This window comes from Azospirillum sp. B21 (genome assembly GCF_008364825.1).
Taxonomy (GTDB): Bacteria; Pseudomonadota; Alphaproteobacteria; order Azospirillales; family Azospirillaceae; genus Azospirillum.
The window spans coordinates 14880-40181 of sequence record NZ_VTTO01000032.1 but is presented as its reverse complement, the minus strand read 5'-3'; the positions used below and the strand labels follow the sequence as shown (position 1 = coordinate 40181).

The 25302-nt window shown below is 66.7% G+C and carries 21 protein-coding genes; 14 read left to right on the top strand and 7 right to left on the bottom strand.

Annotated elements, in window-relative coordinates:
• The first annotated feature begins 251 nt into the window (after window positions 1-251).
• The 3 genes from FZ983_RS32750 (at window position 252) to FZ983_RS32740 (ending at window position 4083) form a co-directional block, all read left to right on the top strand.
• Entirely contained in the window at window positions 252-950 is a 699-nt protein-coding gene (locus FZ983_RS32750) for an MOSC domain-containing protein (protein ID WP_247884074.1), read from the top strand.
• Between the two features lie 109 nt (window positions 951-1059).
• Window positions 1060-1680: a GNAT family N-acetyltransferase gene (locus FZ983_RS32745; RefSeq protein WP_188092609.1), complete on the top strand. Its 621-nt coding sequence runs from the start codon at window positions 1060-1062 to the stop codon at window positions 1678-1680.
• Between the two features lie 66 nt (window positions 1681-1746).
• A complete protein-coding gene (locus FZ983_RS32740) occupies window positions 1747-4083 on the top strand; it encodes an Orn/Lys/Arg decarboxylase N-terminal domain-containing protein (protein ID WP_149228961.1) in 2337 nt (778 codons plus the stop codon).
• 37 nt (window positions 4084-4120) lie between these two features.
• Here FZ983_RS32740 and FZ983_RS32735 read toward each other — a convergent pair whose 3' ends face one another.
• A complete protein-coding gene (locus FZ983_RS32735) occupies window positions 4121-4624 on the bottom strand; it encodes a helix-turn-helix domain-containing protein (RefSeq protein ID WP_149228960.1) in 504 nt (167 codons plus the stop codon).
• A gap of 207 nt (window positions 4625-4831) precedes the next feature.
• On the opposite strand from FZ983_RS32735, the gene FZ983_RS32730 reads away from it, so the two are divergent.
• From FZ983_RS32730 to FZ983_RS32715, 4 genes are all read left to right on the top strand, one after another.
• The gene (locus FZ983_RS32730; protein ID WP_149228959.1) at window positions 4832-5185 is read left to right on the top strand and encodes a DUF1428 family protein; all 354 of its coding nucleotides are present in this window, start codon (window positions 4832-4834) and stop codon (window positions 5183-5185) included.
• Between the two features lie 480 nt (window positions 5186-5665).
• Window positions 5666-6940, top strand: a complete 1275-nt coding sequence (locus FZ983_RS32725; protein WP_149228958.1) for a dicarboxylate/amino acid:cation symporter — start codon at window positions 5666-5668, stop codon at window positions 6938-6940.
• Between the two features lie 53 nt (window positions 6941-6993).
• The gene (locus FZ983_RS32720; RefSeq protein WP_247884073.1) at window positions 6994-8874 is read left to right on the top strand and encodes an ATP-binding protein; all 1881 of its coding nucleotides are present in this window, start codon (window positions 6994-6996) and stop codon (window positions 8872-8874) included.
• Window positions 8847-10187, top strand: coding sequence for a sigma-54 dependent transcriptional regulator (locus tag FZ983_RS32715; protein WP_149228956.1), 1341 nt, complete (start codon window positions 8847-8849; stop codon window positions 10185-10187). The genes FZ983_RS32720 and FZ983_RS32715 overlap by 28 nt, the downstream gene beginning before the upstream one ends.
• A gap of 15 nt (window positions 10188-10202) precedes the next feature.
• Here the strand turns inward: FZ983_RS32715 and FZ983_RS32710 are convergent, their stop codons facing one another.
• The 6 genes from FZ983_RS32710 to FZ983_RS32680 all read right to left on the bottom strand — a co-directional run bounded on the left by FZ983_RS32710 (window position 10203) and on the right by FZ983_RS32680 (window position 15678).
• Window positions 10203-10742, bottom strand: a complete 540-nt coding sequence (locus FZ983_RS32710) for an HD domain-containing protein (RefSeq protein WP_149228955.1) — start codon at window positions 10740-10742, stop codon at window positions 10203-10205.
• A 123-nt stretch (window positions 10743-10865) separates the two neighbouring features.
• Entirely contained in the window at window positions 10866-11300 is a 435-nt protein-coding gene (locus FZ983_RS32705; protein WP_149228954.1) for a hypothetical protein, read from the bottom strand.
• Between the two features lie 141 nt (window positions 11301-11441).
• Window positions 11442-12341 carry a LysR family transcriptional regulator gene (locus tag FZ983_RS32700; protein ID WP_149228953.1) on the bottom strand — a complete coding sequence of 300 codons (900 nt, stop codon included), beginning with the start codon at window positions 12339-12341 and terminating at the stop codon, window positions 11442-11444.
• 155 nt (window positions 12342-12496) lie between these two features.
• Window positions 12497-12739: a hydrogenase maturation nickel metallochaperone HypA gene (locus FZ983_RS32695; RefSeq protein WP_149228952.1), complete on the bottom strand. Its 243-nt coding sequence runs from the start codon at window positions 12737-12739 to the stop codon at window positions 12497-12499.
• Between the two features lie 166 nt (window positions 12740-12905).
• Complete coding sequence (gene fdhF, locus FZ983_RS32685) at window positions 12906-15077, bottom strand: formate dehydrogenase subunit alpha (RefSeq protein ID WP_149228950.1); 2172 nt, start codon at window positions 15075-15077, stop codon at window positions 12906-12908.
• Window positions 15078-15135: 58 nt separating this feature from the next.
• Window positions 15136-15678: a 4Fe-4S dicluster domain-containing protein gene (locus FZ983_RS32680; protein WP_149228949.1), complete on the bottom strand. Its 543-nt coding sequence runs from the start codon at window positions 15676-15678 to the stop codon at window positions 15136-15138.
• Window positions 15679-16223: 545 nt separating this feature from the next.
• On the opposite strand from FZ983_RS32680, the gene FZ983_RS32670 reads away from it, so the two are divergent.
• The 7 genes from FZ983_RS32670 to FZ983_RS32640 are packed head-to-tail and all read left to right on the top strand — an operon-like array spanning window position 16224 to window position 25301.
• On the top strand, window positions 16224-16817 hold the full coding sequence (locus tag FZ983_RS32670) for a 4Fe-4S dicluster domain-containing protein (protein ID WP_149228947.1): 594 nt from the start codon (window positions 16224-16226) through the stop codon (window positions 16815-16817).
• Window positions 16814-18841: a hydrogenase 4 subunit B gene (hyfB, locus tag FZ983_RS32665; protein ID WP_149228946.1), complete on the top strand. Its 2028-nt coding sequence runs from the start codon at window positions 16814-16816 to the stop codon at window positions 18839-18841. Before FZ983_RS32670 ends, hyfB begins: the two co-directional genes overlap by 4 nt.
• Window positions 18842-18853: 12 nt before the next feature.
• On the top strand, window positions 18854-19792 hold the full coding sequence (locus tag FZ983_RS32660; RefSeq protein ID WP_149228945.1) for an NADH-quinone oxidoreductase subunit H: 939 nt from the start codon (window positions 18854-18856) through the stop codon (window positions 19790-19792).
• A 19-nt stretch (window positions 19793-19811) separates the two neighbouring features.
• Complete coding sequence (locus tag FZ983_RS32655) at window positions 19812-21275, top strand: hydrogenase 4 subunit D (RefSeq protein ID WP_149228944.1); 1464 nt, start codon at window positions 19812-19814, stop codon at window positions 21273-21275.
• Window positions 21276-21289: 14 nt separating this feature from the next.
• Entirely contained in the window at window positions 21290-21943 is a 654-nt protein-coding gene (hyfE, locus tag FZ983_RS32650; RefSeq protein WP_149228943.1) for a hydrogenase 4 membrane subunit, read from the top strand.
• Between the two features lie 5 nt (window positions 21944-21948).
• Window positions 21949-23589: a hydrogenase 4 subunit F gene (locus FZ983_RS32645; protein ID WP_247884072.1), complete on the top strand. Its 1641-nt coding sequence runs from the start codon at window positions 21949-21951 to the stop codon at window positions 23587-23589.
• Entirely contained in the window at window positions 23586-25301 is a 1716-nt protein-coding gene (locus tag FZ983_RS32640; RefSeq protein ID WP_149228941.1) for a hydrogenase large subunit, read from the top strand. The genes FZ983_RS32645 and FZ983_RS32640 overlap by 4 nt, the downstream gene beginning before the upstream one ends.
• The last annotated feature ends 1 nt before the right edge of the window (window position 25302 follow it).

Below are 25302 nucleotides of genomic sequence, written 5' to 3'. Positions count from 1 at the left end.
ACACCGTCAAGCCTAAGCCTGACCTACTGACATTCCTACTTTGCGCAAACCACTGACATTTCTATCCGGTTGCAACAAGCTCTTGTGGGCGGGTAGGTTCTATTCTGAAGTGCAACTCCGCTCCCTGCCGCCGACGCAGACGAGCCATGACCGTTGGCACCGTAGGGCAGCCTTCACGCTCGAATCCCGAAGCTGTTAAGGAAGAGGCTGCGAAGCGCCGGAACGGCGAGACGATGAGACCGGAGACGCCCGTGACGATTAATGCCGCGACCGCAACGCTGAAGGCCGTTCTGATCGGCAAGGCTGTCCCGTTCGGCAAGCCGGGAGCGCTCAGCGCCATCGGCAAACAACCGGTCGACGTCACACTCGCCATCGGGCCGGCCGGGCTTGCCGGCGACGAGCAGGCCGATCTCCGCAATCACGGCGGCCCGGACAAGGCCGTGCACCATTATCCGTTCGACCATTACGCGGCATGGCGGGCCGACCTGCCCTCGCCCGCTCCCTTGCTGGAGACGGTCGGGGCCTTCGGCGAGAACCTGTCGACGCTGGGGCTGACCGAGAACGAGGTCTGCGTCGGTGACGTGTTCCGCATCGGAACGGCGACGCTGCAGGTCAGCCAGGGCCGCCAGCCCTGCTGGAAGCTGAACCACCGGTTCGGCGTGACGGACATGGCGCGCCGGGTGCAGGCCACCGGTCGGACCGGCTGGTATTATCGGGTGCTGGAACCGGGCATGGCCACGGCCGGCGACAGCGTCGTGCTGGTCGAGCGTCGCCTGCCCGACTGGCCGCTGGCCCGCATCCTGCGTGCCTTCTATCACGACACCGGCGACGTCCGGACGCTGGCAGGCATTGCGGAGTTGGAGCCGCTCGCCCCCGGCTGGCGCGATCTGGCCCGGCGGCGGGTGGAGAGCGGCAGGGTCGAAGACTGGAAATCGCGTCTGGGAGAGTAGCCGGCCAAACCGCCGAACGTCATACGTCTGTCATGGATCTGCTGTAGCTTTGCGCGCGGGCGCGGGGTCGTGCCGACGCTGCTTGCCAGGGGAAGCTCCCGTGTACGACATGTCCACACCGAACGCCAATCCGGCCAACGATCAGACCGGTGCCTTCCCCGTCGCGGCGCCGGGCCCGTCGTCCGTGCGCATCCGCAATTCGGCGGAGACGGATGTGCCGGCGATGCTGGACATCTACAGCTACCACATCCAGCGGGGACTCGGGCCCTACGACATCGAGCCCCCACATCCGGAAGAACTGAAGCGCCGCCGTAAGGCGATGCTGAAGCGCCGGCTGCCGCATCTGGTCGCGGATTTTAATGGGCTGGTCGTCGGCTATGCCTATGCCGCCCCTTTCCGCAAGCGGCCGGCCTACCGCTACACCGTTGAGCACTCGATCTACGTCCACAAGGATCATCAGGGCCGCGGCATCGGCCGGCTTCTGCTGCCGGCGCTGATCGAGGCCTGCACCGCTGCCGGCTGCCGCCAGATGATCGCCGTGGTGGACAGCGCCAATGTCCCGTCGCTGCGGCTGCATGAGGCCTGCGGCTTCGTCCAGGCCGGCATCCTGCGCAACGTCGGCTTCAAGTTCGGGCGCTGGACCGACAGCGTCTTCCTTCAGCGCGCCCTGGGGGCCGCCGACCGTGAGCCGCCGCACGACTATCGCGGCACCTGGGCGGCGGCGGAATAATCGCCCTCGCCGGCCCCATCCGCATTTTCTTTCATTCTCCTCCCTGCCCTTCCGGAGACCCATCGCATGGATTTCTTCCGCCGCTTCAACTTCCTGGTCTGCGCCCCCGCCTTCGAGGTGGACGAGTTGGAGGGCATGCGGCTTCAGCAGATCCTGTCGGAAGTGGAGCGGATGGGCTTCGAGGTGGTCCGCGCCCGCCGGGTCGAGGACGCCGAACTCGCCATCCGCACCGACGCCGCCATCGGCTGCATGATCGTCGACTGGGGCAAGCGCGGCGCCGACGGCAAGCAGGCCTCGCTGATCGCCTTTGCCCGCCAGCGCGGGCTGGAAATGCCGATCATCCTGCTGGTCCGCCGCCAGCGGCTGGAGAACATTCCGGTCGACGTGCTGAATCAGGTCGACGGCTATATCTTCCTGGCGGAAGAGACGCCGGAATTCATCGCCAAGAATCTGGTCAGCCGACTGAAGCAATATGCCGACACGCTGAAGACCCCCTTCTTCGGTGCGCTGGTCGATTACGCGGAAGAGGGCAACCAGCTCTGGACCTGTCCCGGCCACAATGGCGGCATCTTCTACAGCCGCAGCCCGATCGGCCGCATCTTCGTCGAACATCTGGGCGAGGCGGTGTTCCGCGACGACATCGACAATTCGGTGCTGGAGATGGGCGACCTACTGGTCCATGAGGGACCGGCCCTGCAGGCGCAGAAGGAGGCTGCCCGCATCTTCGGGGCGGAGCGCACCTACTTCGTGCTGAACGGCACCTCGGCATCGAACAAGATCGTGCTGTCGGCGCTGGTGGCGGAAGACGACCTCGTGCTGTTCGACCGCAACAACCACAAGGCGGCCCATCACGGCAGCCTGTTCCTGGGCGGCGGCATCCCGGTCTTCCTGGAGACCGAGCGCAACGCCCACGGCCTGATCGGCCCGATCGACCCGCGGGCGCTGGACGAGGAGACGATCCGCGAGCGCATCCGCCGCAACCCGCTGGTCAAGGACCCCGATGCCTGGAAGCGCGAGCGCCCCTTCCGCGCCGCGGTGATCCAGCAATGCAGCTACGACGGCACCATCTACAACGCCCAGATGATGCTGGAGCGGATCGGCAAGCTCTGCGACTACATCCTGTTCGACGAGGCCTGGGCCGGATTCCTGAAGTTCCACCCGCTGTTCAAGGGCCATTTCGCCATGGGGCTGGAGGGGCTGCACGACGGCCATCCCGGCATCATCGCCACCCAGTCCACCCACAAGCAGTTGGCCAGCTTCTCCCAGGCTTCGCAGATCCATGTGAAGGACAACCACATCAAGGGGCAGCGCCGCCGGGTGGAGCATCGCCGCTTCAACGAGACCTTCCTGCTGCACGCCTCGACCTCGCCCTTCTACCCGCTGTTCGCCTCGCTGGACGTCGGGGCGCAGATGATGAAGGGGCGGTCGGGCGAGATCCTGTGGGATGACACGATCCGGCTGGGCATCGAGCTGCGCAAGAAGATCCGCGCCATCCGCCGCGAGTTCGAGGAGCGCGAGAGCGATCCGGCCAAGCGCTGGTTCTTCGACCCCTTCGTGCCGGACCGCGTCACCCGCAACGGCACCGAGACCGCGTGGGAGGAGGTGCCGACCGACGAGCTGGCGACCGACGTGCGGCATTGGGAGTTCGCCCCCGGCGCCGACTGGCATGGCTTCCAGCATGTGGAGCCGGGCTATGCCATGACCGACCCCAACAAGCTGACGCTGCTGACCCCCGGTTTCGACCGCCACAGCGGCGCCTATGGCGATCACGGCATCCCGGCCCCGGTGGTGGCGCAGTATCTGCGCGAGAACCGCATCGTTCCGGAGAAGAACGACCTCAATTCCCTGCTGTTCCTGCTGACGCCGGGGGTGGAATCGAGCAAGGCCGGCACCCTGCTGAGCGGTCTGGTCGCCTTCAAGCGGCTGCACGACGACAACGCCCCGCTGGAGGATGTCATCCCCGAATTCGTCGCCAAGCGGCGCGCCCATTACCTGGGCCGGCGCCTGCGCGACCTGTGCGCGGAGATGCATGCCTTCTACCGCGAGAAGAACACCAGCGCCCTGCAGCGCGCCATCTTCCGGCCGGAGCATCTGCCGACCATGGCGATGCCCCCGCGCGAGGCGACGCGCCATCTGGTGCGCAACGACGTGGATTACCTGCCCATCGACGAAATCGCCGGCCGCATCGCCACCACGCTGTGGGTGGTCTATCCGCCGGGCATTGCCACCATCGTACCGGGCGAACGGCTGGACGCACGGGCCAAGCCGATGATCGACTATCTGAAGGTCTTCCAGGAGAGCGCCAACCGCTTCCCCGGCTTCGACAACGAAATCCAGGGGCTGTACCGGGAGACCGACGCGAACGGCGTGATCCGCTACTTCACCTATGTGGTGAGGGAGTGAATCCGACGCGCCCATAGCCTTTCGGGGCTTTGGCCGCTTACAGGGTCGGGATGCCCTGTTCCGCGGCGACTTTCTCATACGCAGCCTGGAGCCCGGCGAGGACCGAAGGCCCTTTGACCGGCGCCCCCAGATGCAGGCTGCGCAGTTCGTCCATGAAAGCCTCCCACAACGGCGGCCCGCCCTCTTCCAGCAGTCGGGCGCGGATGGCGAGTTCCGGGGTCACCGGCCGATGCCGGCGGCCCCAGGCTCCCATATGCACAAGCAGCGGCAGAAGCTGAATCGCCGCTTCCGTCAGGCTGTAGATCGCCTTCTGCTGATGGGATGGATCGTCCCGCCTCGTCAGCAACCCGGCGTCCATCAGGCGTTTCAGCCGGTCGGACAGGATGTTGGAGGCGATCCGCTCATGCGACCGGCCCAGCAACTCCCGATAATGCCGGCGATTCCCGAACATGATGTCGCGGATGACGATCAGGCTCCAGCGGTCGCCCAGCACCTCCAGCGTCAGATTGATCGGACAGCCTGAACGGTGCCTGTCCTCCATCGCGAACTCCTCCGAAAACCGCTTGCAAAATAGGATCGGTCTGGCCTAATGGCAACTGATTGCAATACGCAATCGGATTGGCGGCAGACCAGTCATCCGCTATCGCCGAGGCTGGACGGAAGCCTGTCCCCGAAGCGCGAATGCGGATTCGCCCCGCCCTTCACCAGTCATCCTGCCCATGGTCACGCTGCAACAGAGGAGACGATCATGTCCTATGTCGATGGATTCGTCCTGGCCGTGCCGAAACAGAAGCTCGATGCTTACAAGGAGATGGCCCGCAAGGCCGGAGCTGTCTGGATGGACCATGGCGCACTCGCCTTCGTCGAGTGCGTCGGCGACGATGTGCCTTATGGAGAGCTGACATCCTTCCCGCGCGCGGTGCAGGCGACCGAGGAGGAAATCGTCGTTTTCTCCTGGATCGTCTACAAGTCGCGCGAGGACCGCGACACGATCAACGCAAAGGTCATGGCCGATCCCCGCATGCCGAAGGACATGAGCGAGATGCCCTTCGACGGCAAACGGATGATCTACGGCGGCTTCCGCCCCTTCCTGGAACTTTGAGCCCGGCCCTTTGCTCCTCGCCTTTCTACTCCTGCCCGGCCACATCCGGATTTCCGAACACCAGACACAGGCCGTGTTCGGAAATCCGAACGGCGGCGGCTCTGACCAACGATGGAGCCTCATAGTTCCAATAGCTTAGCCGGCTGATCGCCCCCGCCGGCCAGTGGCACGCCGGTTGCTCCTTATGGGTCGCGTCCCGCGCAGGCGGGGCCGACTCATCAGATCAGGGGAGCGAAGCGTCCGATGCCTGCCACGACGCGCACCGAACACGACCTGCCGGGCGACCGCGAGGCTACGGCCGACGCCTGTCATGGCGGCCGAACTCCGCGCGCTGTCGAGAATTTCCCGATCATCACCGGCTGACCGTTCCGCCACCCGGCCCCCATTCCGGTCCCGTGAGGGGCTTGGAAAGCCGGTACCCAATCGACCGTTACCCCGGCCGGCGCATGAGGCGGGCGGGAAAGGTGAGGTAGTAGGACCATGAACAAACAGACGACGCTGATCATCGTCGCCATGCTGCTGGGCATCGTCACCGGCTATGTCTGCAACAGAATGTTCGACCCGGCCGCCGCCAAGACCATCGCCAGCTATTTCGCGATGGTGACGGACATCTTCCTGCGCCTGATCAAGATGATCATCGCGCCCCTCATCTTCTCCACCCTGGTCGCGGGCCTGGCCGGCATGAGCGACGCCCGCACCGTCGGGCGCATCGGCGGCAAGGCGGTCGGCTGGTTCCTGATGGCTTCCTTCGCCTCGCTGTTCATCGGGCTGGTCTTCGCCAACCTGCTGCAGCCGGGCGCCAATGTCGGCGTGCCGCTGCCCGATGCCGCGGCCAGCGCCGGGCTGAAGACCTCGGCCCTGAACCTGAAGGATTTCCTGACCCACGTCTTCCCGCGCAACTTCTTCGAGGCGATGGCGAACAACGAGATCCTGCAGATCCTGATCTTCTCGATCTTCGTCGGCCTCGCCATCGGCCAGCTGCGCGACACCAAGGCCGGCCTGCTCGCCCGCTCGATCGAAGAGGTCGTGCCGGTGATGCTGAAGGTCACCGACTATGTCATGCGCTTTGCCCCCATCGGCGTCTTCGCCGCCGTCGCCAACGTGGTGACGACGCAGGGGCTGGGCGTGCTGGCGGTCTACGGCAAGTTCATGGGCAGCTTCTACCTGACGCTGGCGGTGCTGTGGGCGACGCTGATCTTCGCCGGCTTCGTCGTGCTGAAGGGCGACGTGTTCCGTCTGGTGAAGACCATGCGCCAGCCGATGCTGCTGGGCTTCTCCACCGCCTCCAGCGAATCCGCCTATCCGCGCGTGATGGAAGGGCTGAAAGAGTTCGGCGTGAAGGAGCGGGTGACCGGCTTCGTCCTGCCGCTCGGCTATTCCTTCAACCTCGACGGCTCGATGATCTACACGACCTTCGCGGCGCTGTTCATCGCCCAGGCCTATGGCATCCCGCTGACGCTGGAACAGCAGATCGTCATGCTTCTGGTGCTGATGGTGTCGAGCAAGGGCATCGCCGGCGTGCCGCGGTCGTCGCTGGTCGTGGTCGCCGCCGTGCTGCCGATGTTCAACCTGCCGGAGGCCGGCGTGCTGCTGATCATGGGCATCGACCACTTCCTCGACATGGGCCGCACCGCCACCAACGTGCTGGGCAACGCCATCGCCACCACGGTCGTCGCCAAGTGGGAGGGCGCCATCGGCGAGGAGGACGAAGAGGAGGTCGACGCGCCCCTGCCCGCCCCGGCCGCGGCGGAGTAAGCGGGACGACCCGGTCCTCAAGGCAGGCGGGCAATGGAAGGGGGGCTTCTGCTATGATGCGGCGGTCCCCTTTCCTGTCCCTGCCCGCCTTTTTCATGCAGATCACACGCCGCGTCCGCACCATAGGTCTTCTCCTGCCGGTCCTGGCTGGGCTGGCCCTGCTCGCCGGGCTGGCGGGGTTCCGCATCAGCGAGGGGATGGGGCTGGCCGCCCTGCAGGAGACCGGTCGCCACCGGCTCGACCTCTATGCCGAGAGCCTGGAACGGGAGATCGACAAATACGCCTATTTCCCGGCCACGCTGGGGCTGGAGCGCGACGTTCTCGACCTCGTGACCGGGCGGGCGCCGCTGGCCTGGGGGCTGAACCGCTATCTGGAGCGGCTGAACGAGCGGGCCGGCACCCTGTCGATCTATGTGCTGAACCGCCAGGGCCGGGTGGTGGCCGCCAGCAACTGGAACCGCCCCGACAGCTTCATCGGCGAGGATCTGTCCTACCGCCCCTATTTCATCGAGGCTGCCGCCGGTCGCCAGGGCCGCCTGTTCGGCGTCGGCACCACGCGGGGGGAAGCAGGCTATTATCTGTCCTCGCCACTGGCGGAGGATGGCGCCATCGTCGGCGTGGCGGTGGTGAAGGTCAGCCTGGAGCAGTTGGAGCAGTCCTGGTCGACGGTGGAGGCACCGGTCCTCGTCAGCGACGAGAACGGTGTGGTCATCCTCGCCTCGGTCCCCTCCTGGAAATTTACCACCCTGCGGGCGATGGACGAGCCGACGCGCCGGCAGTTCGACCGCACCCTGCAATACAACGCCCGTCCACTGCCGCCGCTTGGCCTGACGCCGCTGGACCGGATCGCCCCGGATGCGGAGTTGGTGCAACTCGCCCGCCCGGCCGACGGGGAGGCGGAAACGGCGGTCTTCCCCGTCAGCGGCAGCTTCCTGGCCCAGACGGCACCGCTGCACGGCACGGGATGGACGATGACCGTCCTGTCGCCGGTCTCGCAGATCACCGGCATGGCCTGGACCCGCGCGGCGCTGGCGGCGGTCGGCAGTGCCTTCCTCGGCATCCTGCTGCTGATGTGGGTGCAGCGCCGCGGCCATCTGCGCGACTTGGAACGCAAGGTGGAAGAGCGCACCCGCAACCTGCGCGCCGCGCAGGACGAGCTTGTGCATGCCGGCAAGCTGGCGGTGATCGGCCAGCTGTCCGCCGGGCTGGCGCATGAGCTGAACCAGCCGCTGGCAGCCCTGCGCACCCTGTCCGGCAACACGGTCAAGTTCCTCCAGCGCGGCAACCTCGACGCGGCAAAGAGCAATCTGGAGCGCATCGCCCAGCTGGTGGACGCCATGGGTGCCCTGACCAGCCAACTGAAATCCTTCGCCCGCAAATCCTCGGGCGCCCCCCGCCCGGTGGCGGTGCGGCGGCCCATCGACAACGCGCTGTTCCTGCTTGAGCAACGGCTGCGGCGATCCGACATCGCCGTGACGGTCGACGTGCCGGAGGACGTGGCTGCGCTGTGCGATCCCAACCGGCTGGAGCAGGTGTTGGTCAATCTGGTCGCCAACGGCCTCGATGCGCTTGCCGGGCGGACGGGCGGCAAAATGACTCTTACCGCGCGGACGGAGGACGGCCGGACACGCATCCAGGTGGCGGATAACGGCCACGGCCTGTCCGAAGACGTCCTGCCCCGCCTGTTCGAGCCCTTCTTCACCACCAAGGAAGCGGCGAAGGACGGCGCGCGGGAGGGCAGCGGCGGGCTCGGCTTGGGGCTTGCCATCTCCGCCGGGATCGTGCGTGACTTCGACGGCGCCCTGACCGGGGCGAATGGTGCGGATGGCGGCGCGGTCTTCACCATCGACCTTCCCGCCGCCGACCTGCCCGCCGACCCGACCACCATCCTCGCCGAAGACCTCGCATGCCCGACACTTCCTCCGCCGCCCTGAAGGTTCTTATCGTCGAGGACGACCCGAACGTCAGCCTCGGCTGCCAACAGGCGCTGGAGCTGGAGGACATTCCGACCGAGGCGGTGGACAGCGCGGAGAAGGCGCGGCGGCTGGTGGCGGAAGGCTTTCCCGGCGTGGTCGTCACCGACATCCGCCTGCCGGGCATGGATGGCATGGAACTGCTCTCGACGCTGCTCGGCACCGATCCGGATTTGCCGGTGGTGCTGATGACCGGCCATGGCGACGTGTCGATGGCGGTGCAGGCGATGAAACTGGGCGCCCACGACTTCATCGAGAAGCCCTTCTCTCCCGACTATCTGGTCGAGGTGGTGCGCCGCGCGCTGGAGAAGCGGCGGCTGACGCTGGAGGTGCGCGAATTGCGCGCCCGGCTGCAGAACCGCGACAGCATCGAAGCGCGGCTGGTCGGCGGATCGCCGCAGATGGAGCGGGTGCGCCGGCTGATCGGCGAACTCGCGACTTCCGCCGCCGACGTGCTGATCCATGGCGAGACAGGGTCAGGGAAGGAACTGGCGGCCCGCTGCCTGCACGACGCCAGCCCGCGCCGCGCCAGCAACTTCGTCGCCATCAATTGCGGCGGCCTGCCGGAAAGCCTGATCGACAGCGAGATTTTCGGGCATGAGGCCGGGGCCTTCACCGGGGCCGGCAAAAGGCGGATCGGCAAGGTGGAGCATGCCAACGGCGGCACGCTGTTTCTCGACGAGATCGAGAGCATGCCGACGGCGGTGCAGATCAAGTTCCTGCGCGTCCTTCAGGAACGCACGCTGGAACGGCTGGGCTCCAACACGCCGGTCCATGTCGACTGCCGGGTGATCGCCGCCACCAAGGTGGACCTGCGCGAGTTGGCCGACCGCGGGCAGTTCCGCGCCGACCTCTATTACCGGCTGAACGTCGCCAACCTGCCGCTGCCGCCGCTGCGCGAACGGCGCGAGGACATCCCGCTGCTGTTCGAGCAGTTCATCCAGCAGGCCGCCGCCCGCCATGGCCGCCCGGTGCCGTCGCCGGATGCGGAGCGAATGCGCCGGCTGATGGCCTATGACTGGCCCGGCAATGTGCGGGAACTGCACAATGTCGCCGACCGCTGCGTGCTGGGCATCGAACAGGGCTTCCCGCCTTTTGCCTCAGCCCACCCCGCGACCGCCCGGCCGCTGGCCGAGGCGGTCGAGGCCTTCGAACGCGCGCTGATCGCCGATACGCTGCGCCGCACCGGCCACAGCCTTGCCCGTGCAGCGGAGGAGTTGCAGATCGCAAAGACCACGCTGCACGACAAGATCAGGAAATACGGCCTGTCGTAAACGCCCGGCCCCCGGTCAGCGGGAGGCACCGGCCAAGGCGGCGGCGTAGCGTTCGGCCAGCAGCGGGCTGGCGGCGGCGCAGGCATCCGCGACAAGGCGGGAGCCTTCGACATAGGCGTCCGCACGCTCGACGCTCCAGGACAGCGGGCGCTCCACCGCCAGCGCCTTGAGGATCGAGATCTGCTCGGCCAGCTTGATGCGCTTGGCCCCGTCGGGCGCGGCGGCGAGGCGGGCGGCCTGGATCGCCTTGCGCTCGGCAATCGCCCGGCCAACATCCTCGGGCGCGTCGCTGACGGCGGCCACGAGGTCGGCGACCTCCGGGCCGAAGCGGTCGGCCAGTTCGGCGATGGTGGTCAGCCCATCCTCGACCGCGTCGTGGAGCCAGGCGGCGGCGATCTCCGCCGGCGTGCCGCTGGCCTGGGCCACCAGTTCGGCGGTTTCCGACAGATGCGAGACGAAGGGCGTCCGCGCCCGGTCGGGGCGGAAGGTGCCGTCATGCAGGGCCGCCGCATGGCGCAGCGCCGCGGTGATCAGTTCATTGTTGTTGTCAGACATCTGGTCTCCTCCGTGCCGCGGGCGGGCGGCGACTTGGCATTGCCCGCCCAGTCGGCGACAGTGCGCCAATGGTCCGCTGCGGGGGCTTCGCTGCGGCTATTCAGCTGCAGATCACCGGTCCGGTCAGGCGGCGCGCGCCATCGGCAGGCGGCGGCAACCCATCTCGAACGCATGCAGCCGGGTCCGGAGATGGTCGGCCGTCACGCGGTCGAAGTCCAGAACCTCGGCCGGCGGCAGATCGCCGCGGATGCGCATGTGGATGGCCGCCTTGCCGTCATGGGTCAGATGCAGGTCGAAGCTGCCGACCAGCCGGTGCAGCCCCTCGCCGTGGTCTTCGCCATGATGGGCGCGGTAGAGCAGCTGCGCCCCACCGTCACGCTCCACCAGCTCGACGCTGCCCACATCGGCCATGCGCCGTGCAAAGGCGTCCGCTTCGCTGTGCAGGCGAGCGACCACCTTGGCAAAAGCGGCATGGATGTCGGTTCCGAGCGGTTCGTGGTCGAGCGCGCGCTGCGCCGGGGCGACTGACCACCGGTGCGACTTAGTATCGGTATTCATTGGAAAAAGCACTCCTCGGGGGAGGCGTGGACGGGCCGATCCCGGCGCGTCTCCCGTCCGATTCCTTAGCATGCTGCAACGCAACACAGGGGCGCGACAAATCGTCAAGTGGTATGACCAGTTGACAAAGCTGCCCTGTGATCAGGCCACCATCGCCAATTCCGGGGCGAGCCGGCGCGCGTCGGCGATCAGCGCCGCCGTCAGCGGCGGCTGCGGATCGCGGCGGGCGACCACAAGGCCGATCAGGGTGGACAGCTCCGGCGCCACGATGGGGATGGCACGGATGGTCGGGGGCAGCAGCAGCGAGTCCGCCATGATCCGCGGCATGATCGTCGACCACATGCCGGTGCAGAGATGGTTGGTCAGCACGACGATGGAGTTGGATTCCAGCATCGGTTCGGCATGTACACCCGCCTCGGCAAAGGCGCGGTCGATGATGCGGCGGTTCTGCATGTTGGCGTTCAGCAGGCAGAGCGGCACGGTCGCCGCCTCCTCCCAGGTGATGCTGTCGCGCGTGCCGAACGCGCCGCCCGCCGAGGTGATCAGATGATAGCGCTCGTGATAGAGCGGCACCTCGTCCACATTGCCGAGCGGTTCGTTGTCGAGATAGGTGATGCCGGCCTCCGCCTCCAGATTCTCCAGCCGCGACAGGATCTCGGTAGAGCTGTGGGAGGCGATGGTGATCTTGATGCCGGGATGCATCGACCAGACTGTGGCGGTCAGCCGCTGGACCATGGGCAGTGCCGTCGGCACCACCACCAGCCGCAGCGTGCCGGTCAGCCCCTGCTTCATCGTCTCCACGTCGGCGCGCATCGCCTTGTAGTCGCCGACGATGCGCCGCGCCCATTCCAGCACCCGCTCCCCTTCCGGAGTGAAGCCGATGAAACGTGCGCCGCGGTCGACCAGGGGCACGCCCATGGTCGATTCCAGCTGCTTGATCGCTGCCGATAGGTTGGGCTGCGAGACCCCGCAGACCTGCGCCGCGCGGCCGAAGTGCTTCTCGGTGGCCAGCGCGATCAGAAATTCCAGCTTTTCCTGCATGCCGGGGCTCCTTCAACCACGTCAGGCGCAGCGTGGATCGGGAACTTTTCAATCACGACCCGAGCAACATCATTGATACGAGTCACGTGCTCACGTCTCCGCGCGGGCTGCCGCAGCGGCAATGCGACGCATCATAGGCGCACGAAGAGTCACGTTCACGACACCTCCATCTCGACCAATCGGAACCCCTCCCCCGGAGGCCGGTCGATCCGCAGCTCCGCCCCCTCCAGGAAGGTGTCGCGGCTGAGCAGGTCGAAGGCGTGGCGCAGGGCGTCGGGCTGCACCCGGCTGGATTGGCCAACCGACAGGCTGACGCGCACCACCCTGTTGAACGGATTGGCCTCCCGCGCCTTCATCGCCTGTTCCAGCAGGGATTGGCAAAGGGCGATCTCATGCATGGGATTGGGTCCTCGGGCACCGGGAAGGATCCCCTCTCCCCCCCGGGGAGAGGGTTAGGGTGAGGGGGTGGCACGGCGCGGATTCCCGACAATCCATGCGATGCATCCCCCTCACCCCGCCCCTCTCCCCAAGGGGGAGAGGGAGTGAGGTGGGCGCCACGAAACATCACGCGTAGGCGGGGGCCTTCTTCGTCGCACGGGTCACCGCGTTGCTGAGGCCGCCCTTCAGCTTCGCGTATTCCTGCTGGACGTAATTCTCGGCCCAGACCTGATCGGCGATCGCCTCGACCCGGACGGCGGCGTATTTGTATTCCGGCGTCTTGGCGATGGGATCGACGGCGTGGATGGTCAGCTCGTTGCAGGCGCCGATCCACCACTGGTAGGTCATGTAGACGGCCCCCTTGTTGGTGCGGTCGGTAACGCTGGCGCGGCTGATCACCTTGCCGCGGCGCGACGACACCCAGACCAGTTCCTGGTCGCGGATGCCCAGCGCCTTGGCGTCCTTCGGGTTGATGGTGACATAGCCGGGCTCGTCGGCCAGCGTCTGCAGGGCGGCGCAGTTGCCGGTCATCGAGCGGCAGGAGTAATGGCCGACCTCGCGCACCGTGCAGAGGATCAGCGGGAACTCCTCGGTCAGCTGGTCCTTCGGCGGACGCCATTCGGTGGCGAACAGCAGACCCTTGCCGCCCGGCCGCTGGAAGACGTTGCCCTCGTACAGATACTTGGAACCCGGCGAATCGAGGTCGCGGCAGGGCCACGGAACCGCACCCAACCCTTCCATCTTCTCGTAGGTCACGCCGTAGAAGATCGGGCAGAGCTCGCGCAGTTCGTCCCAAATCTCCTTGGTGTTGTTGTAGTGCATGGGATAGCCCATGGCGGTGGCGAGCAGGCTGATGATCTCCCAGTCGTGCTTTACGTCGCCCTTGGCGTCCACCGCCTTGGTGAAGCGCTGGAAGCTGCGGTCGGCGGCGCTGAACACGCCCTCATGCTCGCCCCAGGAGGTGGCCGGCAGGATCAGGTCGGCGAACATCGCCGTCTTCGTCATGAAGATGTCCTGGACGATGACGAATTCCATCGCCTCGAAGCCCTTGCGCACCAGCGCCAGGTCCGGCTCGGTCTGGGCCGGGTCCTCGCCCATGATGTACATGGCCTTCAGCTTGCCGGTCTCCGCCAGATGCGGCACGTCGGTCAGGCGGTAGCCGATCTGGTCGGGCAGCGACTCGACACCCCAGGCCTTGGCGAATTTCGCTCGGATTTCCGGGTCGGTGACCTTCTGGTAGCCGGGGAACTCGGTCGGCAGCACGCCCATGTCGCAGCTGCCCTGCACGTTGTTCTGGCCGCGCACCGGGCCGACGCCGACATTCGGACGCCCGAGATTGCCGGTCAGCAGCGCCAGCCCCGACAGCCCCTTCACCACATCGACGCCCTGGCCCCATTGGGTGACGCCCATGCCCCACAGGATGGTGGCGGAGGGAGCGGCCGCATAGATGCGCATCGCTTCGCGGATGTCTTCGGCGGGCAGGCCGGTGATCGCCGCGGCGTATTCGGGAGTGTATTTGTCGACGATCTTCTTGTACTCGTCGAAGCCCTCCGTGTAGTTGGCGACATACTCCTTGTTGTAGAGCCCTTCATTGATAAGAACATTGGCGAAGGCGTTGACCAGCGCCATGTTGGAGCCGTTGTTCAACGGCAGCCATAGGTCGGCCAGACGCGCCGTCTCGATCTTGCGCGGATCGCAGACGATGATCTTGGCGCCGCGTTCCTTGGCCTTGATGATGCGCTTGGCGATCACCGGATGGCTGTCGGCGACGTTGTAGCCGAAGACCAGGACGCATTTGGTGTGCTCGATCTCGGGGATCGAGTTGCTCATCGCGCCGTTGCCCAGCGTCACCTGCAATCCGGCGACCGACGGGCCGTGGCAGACGCGCGCGCAGTTGTCGACGTTGTTGGTGCCGAGGACCGCGCGGGTGAATTTCTGCATCACATAGTTGGTCTCGTTGCCGGTTCCGCGCGACGAGCCGGTGGTCATGATCGAATCGGGACCGTACTTGGCCTTGATCTCGCCCAGCTTCTTCGCCGCATAGTCGATCGCCTCGTCCCACGACACCGCCTCGAACGCGGCATCGCGCGAGCGGCGCAGCATCGGATTGCGCAGGCGCGGCGTCAGGATCTTGGTGTCGTTGATGAAGTCGTATCCGAAATAGCCCTTGAGGCAGAGTTCTCCTTCATTGGTGACGCCGTTGAGGGGTTCGGCACCGACGACCTTCCCGCCCTCGACCAGCAGATTCAGTTTGCAGCCCGTACCGCAGTAGGGGCAGACCGCCATATGCTTTTCCATCTCGACCTCGATATTCGCTCGATTGCGCCGGCTGTGCTTCAGCCGCAGTGATGGGGGGTCAGGCCGCGACTTCGGCGGCTTCCAGGGCGGCGCGCTCGCGCCGGCGGCGCAGGGTCTCGTCCATCGCGTCCCGGTCCATCAAGGTCAGGGCGCTGGTCGGGCAGACCGACACGCAGGCCGGGCCGGCGTCGCGGCCGACGCACAGGTCGCATTTGTGCGCCTGCGCCTTGACGCCCAGGCTGAGCGTCATGCCGGCGAATTGCCGGACCGCCGGCACCGTCACCACGTCCATGGCGCCGAACGGGCAGGCCAGCACGCAGTTCTTGCAGCCCAGGCAGCGCTCCTGCTCCACCTGCACGCTGTGCTGGCGATAGACGATGGCGTTGTTCGGGCAGGCGTTGACGCAGGGCGCGTCCTCGCAATGGTGGCACATCACCGCGGTGCTGACGTTGGCCGTCTTCACCATGCGGATTCGCGGCTTGAAGGTTTCCGGCGCCAGTCCTTCGACGCCGGCACCATCGGAATGGGCAAGCGCACAGGCGACCTCGCATGTCCGGCAACCGATGCACTTGCTTGGGTTTGCAGTGACGAATCTGTTCATTCCCGTCGTCCTTGTTTGCAGCCGGAGGGGGCCGTCGGACGGCTCCGCCCCGGCATCGCTTCACTGTTCCCTGGCGTTACGCGCCGGTTCGCCGCTGTGGGCACCGGTGGCTTCACGTCCGATTGAAATCGCTTATCGCCCGATCTTTAAAAGTAATCGACGCCGATAAGCCGATCCTATCGAGTATCTCTTCTTCCTTATCGGAGTTTCTGGCAAGCCATTCGGCAATCAAGCCGACCGATGACTTCCTGTCTTTGTGTCGCGCACCTTATACCCACTTTTTTTATGTGTCTAGTTGACATCGCGTCATTCAGGGGAATAGCGTAGCGAAGTCGATGGCGGTCCACACCAAGACCGCGATTTGACAAAGATTCGCAACAGATGGCTCTCCTTCTGCCGCACCGCCTGCAACAACAGGCGGCGACGGGGGCGTGCGCGAGCCAATACTGTCTTCTTATTGGCCGATCAGGATTTTTTATCGGGAGTCTTCCCATTCCCGATCAGGCCGAGTCGACGCACCCGCCCGGGAAGCCGGAGGTCTGGACATGAATCGCTTCGTTATCGCGGAACCGAGAAAATGCATCGGGTGCAACACCTGCATGGCGGCCTGCACCGAGGCACATAAAAAACAGGGGCTGCAGTCGCATCCCCGGCTGACCGTCATGCGGATCGGCGACGACACCGGCCCCGTCCTCTGCCACCAGTGCGAGGACGCGCCCTGTGCCCGCGTCTGCCCGGTCAACGCCATCACCCATGCCGCCGACAGCATCCTGCTGGATGAGCAGGCCTGCATCGGCTGCAAGATGTGCGCGCTGGCCTGCCCGTTCGGCGCCATCACGCCCAGCGGCACCGGCATCGCCGGGGTCGCCGGCATTGCCACCGCAACGCCCAGCCATTCGGCGGCGCTCGATCCGCTGCTGGCCTGGGACATCGGCGTGCGCAGCGTGGCGGTGAAATGCGACCTCTGCGCCTTTTCCGACGACGGGCCGGCCTGCGTGCGCGTGTGCCCGACCGCCGCCCTCTATGCGGCAGACGCCGAGGCCACCCGTCAGGCTGCCGCCGTCAAGCGCACCCTGGCCGCGACGGCACCGGTCAGTCCCGAAACGCCGCTCGCCTCGCTGGAGGGGCTGGACCCATGATTCCACTCTCCCTGCTCATCATGTCGCTGCTGCTGTCCTGCGGCGGCGCCATCCTCTGCCTCCTCCTGAAGCATCGGGAGGGGGACATCCGTCTCGGCGGCAGCGGCGTCGGCATCGCCGCGGCACTCGCCGGGCTGGCTTCGGGGTTGACGGCCATCGGCGCGGGCCAGCCGGCCGTGCTGGACGCCGCCGGCCCCTACCCCTTCGCCCATTTCGTCCTGCGGCTCGACCCGCTGGCGGGGCTGATGATCGCGGTCATCTCGCTGCTGTCGCTGGTCGCCTGGATCTACGGCTTCGCCTATGTGCGCGAATATGCCGGGCGCGGCATCGGGGCGATGGGCTTCTTCATGAACGCCTTCATCGCGTCGATGATGCTGGTGGTGGCGGCCGACAACGCCTTCTGGTTCCTCATCTTCTTCGAGATGATGTCGCTGGCCTCCTATTTCCTGGTCATCTTCGACCAGGATGACGAGGCGGTGGGCGCCGGCTTCCTCTATTTCCTGGTCGCCCATGGCGGCTCTGTGCTGATCATGGCCGCCTTCTTCCTGATGGCGAACCGGGCCGGCAGCTTCGACTTCGCCGCCTTCCGCGCCCACCCGCTGCCGTCCCCGCTGGACAGCGTCGCCTTCCTGCTGGCCTTCGCCGGCTTCGGCGCCAAGGCCGGCATGATCCCGCTGCACATCTGGCTGCCGCGCGCCCATCCGGCCGCCCCGTCGCACGCCTCGGCGCTGATGTCGGGCGTGATGATCAAGATCGGCGTCTTCGGCATCGTCAAGGTCGGCATCGACCTGCTGGGCGCCAGCGCCGGGCCGGCGATGCTGGGCTGGGGCCTGCTGGTGCTGGCCTTCGGTGCCGTATCCTCGGTGTTGGGCGTCGTCTATGCGCTGGCAGAGCACGACATCAAGAAGCTGCTGGCCTACCACTCGGTCGAGAATATCGGAATCATCCTGCTGGGTGTGGGCACCGGCATGATCGGCATGGCGCTGCACCAGCCGGTGCTGGCGGTGCTGGGGCTGATGGCCGGGCTCTATCACCTGCTGAACCATGCGGTGTTCAAGGGCCTGCTGTTCCTCGGTGCCGGCTCCGCCATCTTCCGCATGCACACCAAGGACATGGAGGAGATGGGCGGGCTGGCCCGGACCATGCCCTGGACCGCCCTGTCCTTCCTGGTCGGCGCGCTGGCCATCTCGGCGATCCCGCCGCTGAACGGCTTCGTGTCGGAATGGTACACCTACCAAGCGCTGTTCGCCGCGGCGCTGGACGGCACCCCGCTGGTGAAGTTCGCCGCCCCCATCGCCGCCGTCATGCTGGCGCTGACCGGCGCGCTGGCGGTGATGTGCTTCGTCAAGGCTTACGGCATCATGTTCGCCGGCGCGCCGCGCAGCCGCCATGCGGAGGAGGCGCGCGAGGCGCCGGCCGCGATGGTCGCCGGCATGGCGGTGCTGGCCGTCGCCTGCGTGGCGCTCGGCCTGCTGGCCCCGCTGGTGGCGCCGGTGATGGGCCGCATCGCCGCGGCGACCATCGGCACCGCCCCGGTGACGCTGGCGGTCGGCACCACCCTGCTGCCGGGCGACGCCCAGCAGGCAACGCTGTCCACTCCGCTGATCGCCATCCTGCTGATTGCCATGGCCTTCCTGCCCATCGCGCTGAAGGCCGCCTTCGCGGCCAAGCGCGGCGGCGACCGCAAGGCGGCGGCGCCCTGGGCGGCCGGTTACCTGCCGGACCATCACATGCCCGCCACCGCCGGCAGCTTCGCCCAGCCGATCCGCATGTTCTTCGCCCCGCTCTATACCATGCGCCGCTCGATCTCCGGGCGCTGGACCGGCATCGCCCATGGCTTCGAACGGGTGGTCACGCTGGCGCGGCGCACCGAACCGCTCGCCGACCGGAGCGTCATCGCCCCGATCACCGGCGCGGTCGATGCCAGCGGCAAGTGGCTGCAGGTCATCCAGGCCGGCGATTTCCGGATCTACTGCCTCTACATCGTCGCAGCACTGATCGCGCTGCTGGCGCTGGCCGTCTGACGGGAGGACGCCATGCTGACCTTCTCGCACTTCATCCTGGGACTGTTCCAGGCGCTCCTCCTGCTCGCCGCGGCACCGCTGGTCTCCGGACTGTCGCGCATGGTCCGGGCAAAGCTGCACACCCGCCACGGGCCGGGCCTGCTGCAGGACTATCGCGACATCGCCAAGCTGCTGACCCGCCAGGACCTGACCCCGCCCAACAGCGGCTTCGCCTTCCGCGCCATGCCGGCGGTGATGCTGACGACGGTGCTGGTCATCGCCATGGGCATCCCGATGCTGACCCGCTTCACGCCGGTGGCGCCCATCGGCGACCTGATCACGGTCATCTACCTGTTCGCGCTCGCCCGCTTCTTCTTCTCGCTGTCCGGCATCGACAGCGGCAGCTCCTTCTCCGGCATCGGCGGCAGCCGCGAGCTGACCATGGGCGTGCTGGTGGAGCCGGTGATGATGCTGTCGCTGTTCGTGGCGGCGCTGCTGGCCGGCTCGACCAACCTCGGCGCCATCGGCACAGCCATCGCCGACGGCCATGTCCGCTCGGCCACCGCGACGGTGATCGCCGCCCTGTCCTTCGCCTACGCCATCTACATCGAGCTGGGCAAGCTGCCCTACGACATGGCGGAGGCGGAGCAGGAACTGCAGGAAGGCCCGCTGACCGAATATTCCGGTCCTTCGCTGGCGCTGATCAAGTGGGCGATGTCGCTGAAGCAGGCGGTCGTCGTCGCCTGGTTCATCGGCGTCTTCCTGCCCTTCGGCAGCGCGCCCGAGATGACCTTCTTCGGGCTGCTGTTCGGGCTGGTCGCCTTCGCCATCAAGCTGGTCCTGATCTTCGCCGCCGTCGGCGTGGTCGAGAACAGCGTCGCGCGCGTCCGCTTCCGCCTGACCCCCCAGCACAGCTGGGTCGGGGTCGGCGCCGCCTCGCTCGCCTTCGTCTTCTATCTGGTCGGCCTGTGAGCCGGCGAGGGGCAGCATCATGATAACACTCCCCACGGAACCGCTCGGGCTGCTGGCGCTGGCCGCCATCCTCGTCCCCTTCGGCGGTGCGGCGGCGATTGCGGCATCGGAACGGGCATCGGCCAAATGGCTGTGCCAGGGCTTCGCCGCCGCCACCGTCGCGGTGATCGCCATCCTCGCCATGTCGCTGCTCGGCGACGGCAAGGTCGGCGGCACCTATGAGCTGATCTCCTTCGGATCGGTCTCGATCCTCGGGCTGGTGGTGGACAGCGTCAGCGTGCTGATCGCGCTGGCGGTGATCGCCATCGGCCTGCTGGTGGCGGTCTATTCCGCCGCCTACCTGAATGCCGGAAACCGCGAGCATCCCGACATCGGCCGGCGGCGCTTCTATGCCTTCCTGCTGGTGTTCATCGGCGCCATGACCGGACTGGTCTTCAGCTCCACCGTCGTCGGCCAGCTCGCCTTCTTCGAGCTGACAGGCGCCTGCTCCTGGGCATTGATCGGCTACTACGAGTCGCCCAAGGCGTTGCGCTCCGCGGCAAAGGCGCTGCTGGTCACCCATGTCGCCTCGCTCGGCCTCTATGTCGCGGCGGCGCTGCTGTTCCTGTCCACCGGCACCTTCGCGCTCACCGCCATCGCCGATCTGGCGCCGGGGATGAAGGCGGTCGTGCTGCTGGCGATCCTGTTCGCGGCCTGGGGCAAATCGGCCCAGCTGCCCTTCCACATGTGGCTGCCCGACGCCATGGAGGCCCCGACCCCGGTCAGCGCCTACCTGCATGCGGCGTCCATGGTAAAGGTCGGCGTCTACATCTTCGCCCGCGGGCTGATGTCGTCGGGGGGCGCGCCGGAGATCGTCGGCTGGGTCGGGTCGATCATGGCGGTGCTGACGCTGGTCTACGGCTTCTTCATGTATCTGCCGCAGGTCGACCTGAAGCGTCTGCTCGCCTATTCGACCATCACGCAGCTGGCCTACATCCTCTTGGCGCTGTCGCTGTCGGTCTTCGGCTCCGATCTCGCCTTCAAGGGCGCCATCGCCCACATCTTCAACCATGCCTTCGCCAAGACGCTGTTCTTCCTGGTCGCCGGTGCGCTGAGCTACACCGCCGGCACCCGGCTGCTGCCGTCGCTGCGCGGCATCGTCACCAAGTCGCCGCTGCTGGGCGTCGCCTTCGTCTGCGCCGCCCTGGCGATCACCGGGGTGCCGCCCTTCAACGGCTTCTTCAGCAAGTTCGCCATCTTCGCCGGCGGGTTCGAGGTCGGGGCGCACCACTGGGCGCTGATGCTGCTGGTCGTCATCGCGCTGGCGGAATCGGTTGGCTCCTTCGCCTGGTTCCTGAAATGGCTCGGCCATTCGGTGCCCGGCAAGCCGTCCACCACCATGGCCGCGGCAGCACCGCTGCCGGCCGGCATGAAATTCGTGCTGGTGGCCCTGGTGGCGATGACGGTGGTCTCAAGCTCCATCGCCGCCTCGTGGCTCGGCTGAGGGAGGGAACGGTCATGAACGGATTTCTCATCGTCAACGGCCTGTCGGGCCTGCTGATCGTCAGCTCCCTTCTGGTCACGCTCGCCGGCAATCCGGCCAACTCCGCCCGCTTTTATGCGCTGCAGAGCTTCATCCTGGTGATGCTGTTCGTGGCGCTGGCGGGGACCACCGGGTCGGGCGAGCTGTATCTCTGGTCCTTCACCGCGCTGCTGACCAAGGTGATCCTGGTCCCGGCGATCATGTACCGCGCCTTCCGCCGGTTGAGCGACCCGGCCATCGGCTCCGGCGCGGTGATGCCGACGGCGCTGTCCATCGTCGGCGCGGCGGTCGCCGTCATCCTCTGCTTCGGCGTCGCGTCCAAGGTGACGCTGCCGGCGGCCGACGCCATCAAGCCGGCGCTGGCGGTGTCGCTCGCCCTCTTCTTCATCGGGCTCGCCTGCATCGTGGCGCAGCGGAACATCCTGAAGCAGGTGTTCGGCTATTGCCTGATGGAGAACGGGTCGCACCTGACCCTGGCCCTGCTGGCCCCCAACGCGCCGGAGCTGGTGGAGATCGGCATCGCCACCGACGCCATCTTCGCGGTGGTGGTGATGGCGGCGCTGGGATCGCGGATCTTCGACACGCTGCACACGCTCGACGCGCGCCAGCTCACGAGCCTGAAGGGATGACCGCCATGGTACCCTCGATCCTTCCCCCACTTCTCCTGATCGGTCCGCTGGCGGTGGCGCTGTTCCTGCTGACCCTGCCCTGGTTCCGGGACTCCCTGCCCGAGTCGCTGGCGACCGACCAGGGCAGCGTGACGCTGCTGGAGCGCATCCATCTGGGTTCCGTCGGCTACGTCTTCCTGCTGAGCATCGCGGCGCTGATCCAAGTGCTGTCCAGCGGCGCGATCTCCGCCTTCGGCGACTGGCTGTTCGTCGATGCGCTCGGCGCGGTCTTCATGATGCTGATCGGCGTGGTCGGGCTGCTGACCGGCCTTTATTCCATCGCCTACATCCGCCACGACCTCGAAGCCGGCATGATCGACGCGGGCAAGGTCCGGATCTACTACGGCTTCTTCAGCCTGTTCCTGTTCACCATGCTGCTGGCGGTCACCGCCAACAACATCATCATGATGTGGGCGGCCATCGAGGCGACGACGCTGGGATCCGCCTTCCTGGTCGGGCTCTACGGGCAGAAATCCTCGCTGGAAGCCGCCTGGAAATACGTCATCATCTGCACGGTCGGCGTCGCCTTCGGTCTCTACGGCACGGTGCTGGTCTTCTCCAACGCCGCCGACGTGCTGGCCGACCCGCATCAGGCGGTGCTGTGGACGGCCCTGGTCGGCCATGCCGCCGAACTGGACCCGATGCTGGTCAAGCTGGCCTTCGTCTTCGCCCTGATCGGCTTCGGCACCAAGGCCGGCATCTTCCCGATGCATGCCTGGCTGCCCGACGCCCATTCCGAGGCGCCAAGCCCGGTGTCGGGCCTGCTGTCGGGCGTGCTGCTGAAATGCGCCCTGTTGATCGTCATCCGCTTCTACGTCATCACCGTCGGCACGGTCGGCACCGGCTTCCCGCAGATGCTGCTGCTGACGCTGGGCGTCCTGTCGGTCGGCGTCTCGTCGCTGCTGTTCTTCGTGCAGCAGGATCTGAAGCGCAAGCTGGCCTATTCCAGCATCGAGAATGTCGGGCTGATCGTCGTGGCGCTCGGCGTCGGCGGGCCGCTGGGCATTGCCGCCGCGCTGCTGCACGCCATCAACCACAGCGTCACCAAGGCCCTGTTCTTCTGCAGCGCCGGCAACGTCCTGATGAAGTACGGCACCCGCGACCTGCGGGCGGTGAAGGGCGTGCTGCGGGTGGCGCCCGCCACCGGCCTCTTGATGATGGGCTGCGCCCTGGCGCTGGCCGGCTTCCCGCCCTTCAACATCTTCGTCAGCGAATTCATGGTCTTCATGGCGGGGCTGAACGAAGGCTACGGCTGGGTGATGGCGCTGTGCGCGTTGTTCCTCTGCATCACCATCGCCGGTCTGGTGAAGATCGTCGCCGACAGCGTGCTGGGCAAGAGCCCGGAGACGATGCCGAAAGGTGACGTGGGTTGGAAGGCGTTGGCCCCGCTGGGCGTGCTGGCGGTGCTGGTGCTGACGCTGGGCTTCGCCGTGCCGCAGCCGCTGTCCAACCTCGTCCAGCAGGCGACCGCGGTGGTGATGAACGGCGACAGCCGCCCGGTGGTGGCCGCGCCCTGGCAGACATACGACAGGCAGACATACGACACGGCCCGCGCCGGCGGGCAACTGGTGACCGGCAGCCTCTCGCAGACGGAGATTTCCAAATGAACCTGATCACTCCGGAACGGGTCGGGAGCGGCTATATCGCCTCCCTGCGCGAGAGCCTGCCCCATGCGATCCTGGATGAATCCTGGCAGACCGAGGCCCAGGTCACCATCACGGTCAAGCCCGTCTCGCTGCCCGATGTCGTCGCCAGCCTCTATTACGACCATGGCGGCTGGCTGTCGGTGGTCGTCGGCAACGACGAACGGCCGCTGAACGGCGCCTACGCCGTCTACTATGTCCTGTCCATGGAGGGCGGCGACAAGTGCCATGTGGTGGTGCGCTGCGAGGTGCCGGCCGACACACTGGAATACCCCTCCGTCACCCCGCGGGTTCCCGCCTGCGTCTGGGGCGAGCGCGAGGTGCGCGACATGTTCGGCCTGCGTCCGGTCGGGCTGCCGGACGAACGCCGCCTCGTCCTGCCCGACGACTGGCCGGACGAGCTGTATCCGCTGCGCAAGGATTCGATGGACTACCGGCTGCGGCCGGCGCCGACCAGCGACGACGAGACCTACCAGTTCATCAACGAGGCCAAGCAGGAGACCCGCGTCGTCCCGCTGGGGCCGCTGCACATCACCTCCGACGAGCCCGGCCATTTCCGCCTGTTCGTCGATGGCGAAGACATCATCGATGCCGATTACCGCATGTTCTACGTCCACCGCGGCATGGAGAAGGTGGCCGAGACGCGGATGGGCTACAATGACGTCACCTTCCTTGCCGACCGCGTCTGCGGCATCTGCGGCTACGCCCACAGCGTCGCCTATGCCAGCTCGGTGGAGAATGCGCTGGGCATCAAGGTGCCGCCGCGTGCGCAGGCCATCCGCTCCATCCTGCTGGAGACGGAGCGGATGCACAGCCATCTGCTGAACCTCGGCCTCGTCTGCCATTTCATCGGCTTCGACACCGGCTTCATGCAGTTCTTCCGCGTGCGCGAGAAGGCGATGACGCTGGCGGAGCTGCTGACCGGCGCCCGCAAGACCTATGCGCTGAACCTGATCGGCGGCGTGCGCCGCGACATATTGGGCGACCAGCAGGCCAGGACCCGCGAACTGGTGGCCGAGCTGCGCGACGACGTGACCCGGCTGGTCGACGTGCTGCTGTCCACCGCCAATGTCAGCGGCCGTGTCAAGGGCGTCGGACGGCTCGACCCGCAGATCGCCCGCGACTACAGCCCGGTCGGGCCGGTGGTGCGCGGCAGCGGCCACCGCCGCGACACCCGCGCCGACCATGCCTTCGGCGGCTACAGGCTGCTCGACATGCCGGTCCATGTCGAGCAGGGCTGCGACGTGCTGTCCCGCACGCTGGTGCGGGTGGCCGAGTTCTTCGACAGCCTGTGGATCATCGAACAGCTGCTGGACAAGGCCCCCGCCGGCCCGGTGCTGACCGAGGATTTCACCTATGTCCCGCACAAATTCGCGCTCGGCTTCACCGAGGCGCCGCGCGGCGAGGACATCCACTGGTCGATGACCGGCGACAACCAGAAGCTCTACCGCTGGCGCTGCCGCGCCTCGACCTACAACAACTGGCCGGTGCTGCGCTACATGCTGCGCGGCAATACGGTGTCGGACGCCCCGCTGATCGTGGGCAGCATCGACCCCTGCTATTCCTGCACCGACCGCGTGACCGTCGTCGACGTTCGCAAGAAGCGCTCCAAGACCATCGCCTACAAGGAGATGGAGCGCTACTGCCGCGAACGCACGGATTCACCGCTGAAGTGAC

What these genes read in the sequence shown, in the direction of transcription:
- FZ983_RS32655 (WP_149228944.1), top strand. Translation starts at nt 19,812, where the DNA reads ATGATAACACTCCCCACGGAACCGCTCGGGCTGCTGGCGCTGGCCGCC.
- hyfB (WP_149228946.1), top strand. Translation starts at nt 16,814, where the DNA reads ATGATTCCACTCTCCCTGCTCATCATGTCGCTGCTGCTGTCCTGCGGC.
- FZ983_RS32720 (WP_247884073.1), top strand. Translation starts at nt 6,994, where the DNA reads ATGATGCGGCGGTCCCCTTTCCTGTCCCTGCCCGCCTTTTTCATGCAG.
- FZ983_RS32680 (WP_149228949.1), bottom strand. Translation starts at nt 15,678, where the DNA reads ATGAACAGATTCGTCACTGCAAACCCAAGCAAGTGCATCGGTTGCCGG.
- FZ983_RS32725 (WP_149228958.1), top strand. Translation starts at nt 5,666, where the DNA reads ATGAACAAACAGACGACGCTGATCATCGTCGCCATGCTGCTGGGCATC.
- FZ983_RS32745 (WP_188092609.1), top strand. Translation starts at nt 1,060, where the DNA reads ATGTCCACACCGAACGCCAATCCGGCCAACGATCAGACCGGTGCCTTC.
- FZ983_RS32740 (WP_149228961.1), top strand. Translation starts at nt 1,747, where the DNA reads ATGGATTTCTTCCGCCGCTTCAACTTCCTGGTCTGCGCCCCCGCCTTC.
- fdhF (WP_149228950.1), bottom strand. Translation starts at nt 15,077, where the DNA reads ATGGAAAAGCATATGGCGGTCTGCCCCTACTGCGGTACGGGCTGCAAA.
- FZ983_RS32670 (WP_149228947.1), top strand. Translation starts at nt 16,224, where the DNA reads ATGAATCGCTTCGTTATCGCGGAACCGAGAAAATGCATCGGGTGCAAC.
- FZ983_RS32645 (WP_247884072.1), top strand. Translation starts at nt 21,949, where the DNA reads ATGGTACCCTCGATCCTTCCCCCACTTCTCCTGATCGGTCCGCTGGCG.
- FZ983_RS32705 (WP_149228954.1), bottom strand. Translation starts at nt 11,300, where the DNA reads ATGAATACCGATACTAAGTCGCACCGGTGGTCAGTCGCCCCGGCGCAG.
- FZ983_RS32695 (WP_149228952.1), bottom strand. Translation starts at nt 12,739, where the DNA reads ATGCATGAGATCGCCCTTTGCCAATCCCTGCTGGAACAGGCGATGAAG.
- FZ983_RS32710 (WP_149228955.1), bottom strand. Translation starts at nt 10,742, where the DNA reads ATGTCTGACAACAACAATGAACTGATCACCGCGGCGCTGCGCCATGCG.
- FZ983_RS32735 (WP_149228960.1), bottom strand. Translation starts at nt 4,624, where the DNA reads ATGGAGGACAGGCACCGTTCAGGCTGTCCGATCAATCTGACGCTGGAG.
- FZ983_RS32700 (WP_149228953.1), bottom strand. Translation starts at nt 12,341, where the DNA reads ATGCAGGAAAAGCTGGAATTTCTGATCGCGCTGGCCACCGAGAAGCAC.
- FZ983_RS32660 (WP_149228945.1), top strand. Translation starts at nt 18,854, where the DNA reads ATGCTGACCTTCTCGCACTTCATCCTGGGACTGTTCCAGGCGCTCCTC.
- hyfE (WP_149228943.1), top strand. Translation starts at nt 21,290, where the DNA reads ATGAACGGATTTCTCATCGTCAACGGCCTGTCGGGCCTGCTGATCGTC.
- FZ983_RS32715 (WP_149228956.1), top strand. Translation starts at nt 8,847, where the DNA reads ATGCCCGACACTTCCTCCGCCGCCCTGAAGGTTCTTATCGTCGAGGAC.
- FZ983_RS32730 (WP_149228959.1), top strand. Translation starts at nt 4,832, where the DNA reads ATGTCCTATGTCGATGGATTCGTCCTGGCCGTGCCGAAACAGAAGCTC.
- FZ983_RS32640 (WP_149228941.1), top strand. Translation starts at nt 23,586, where the DNA reads ATGAACCTGATCACTCCGGAACGGGTCGGGAGCGGCTATATCGCCTCC.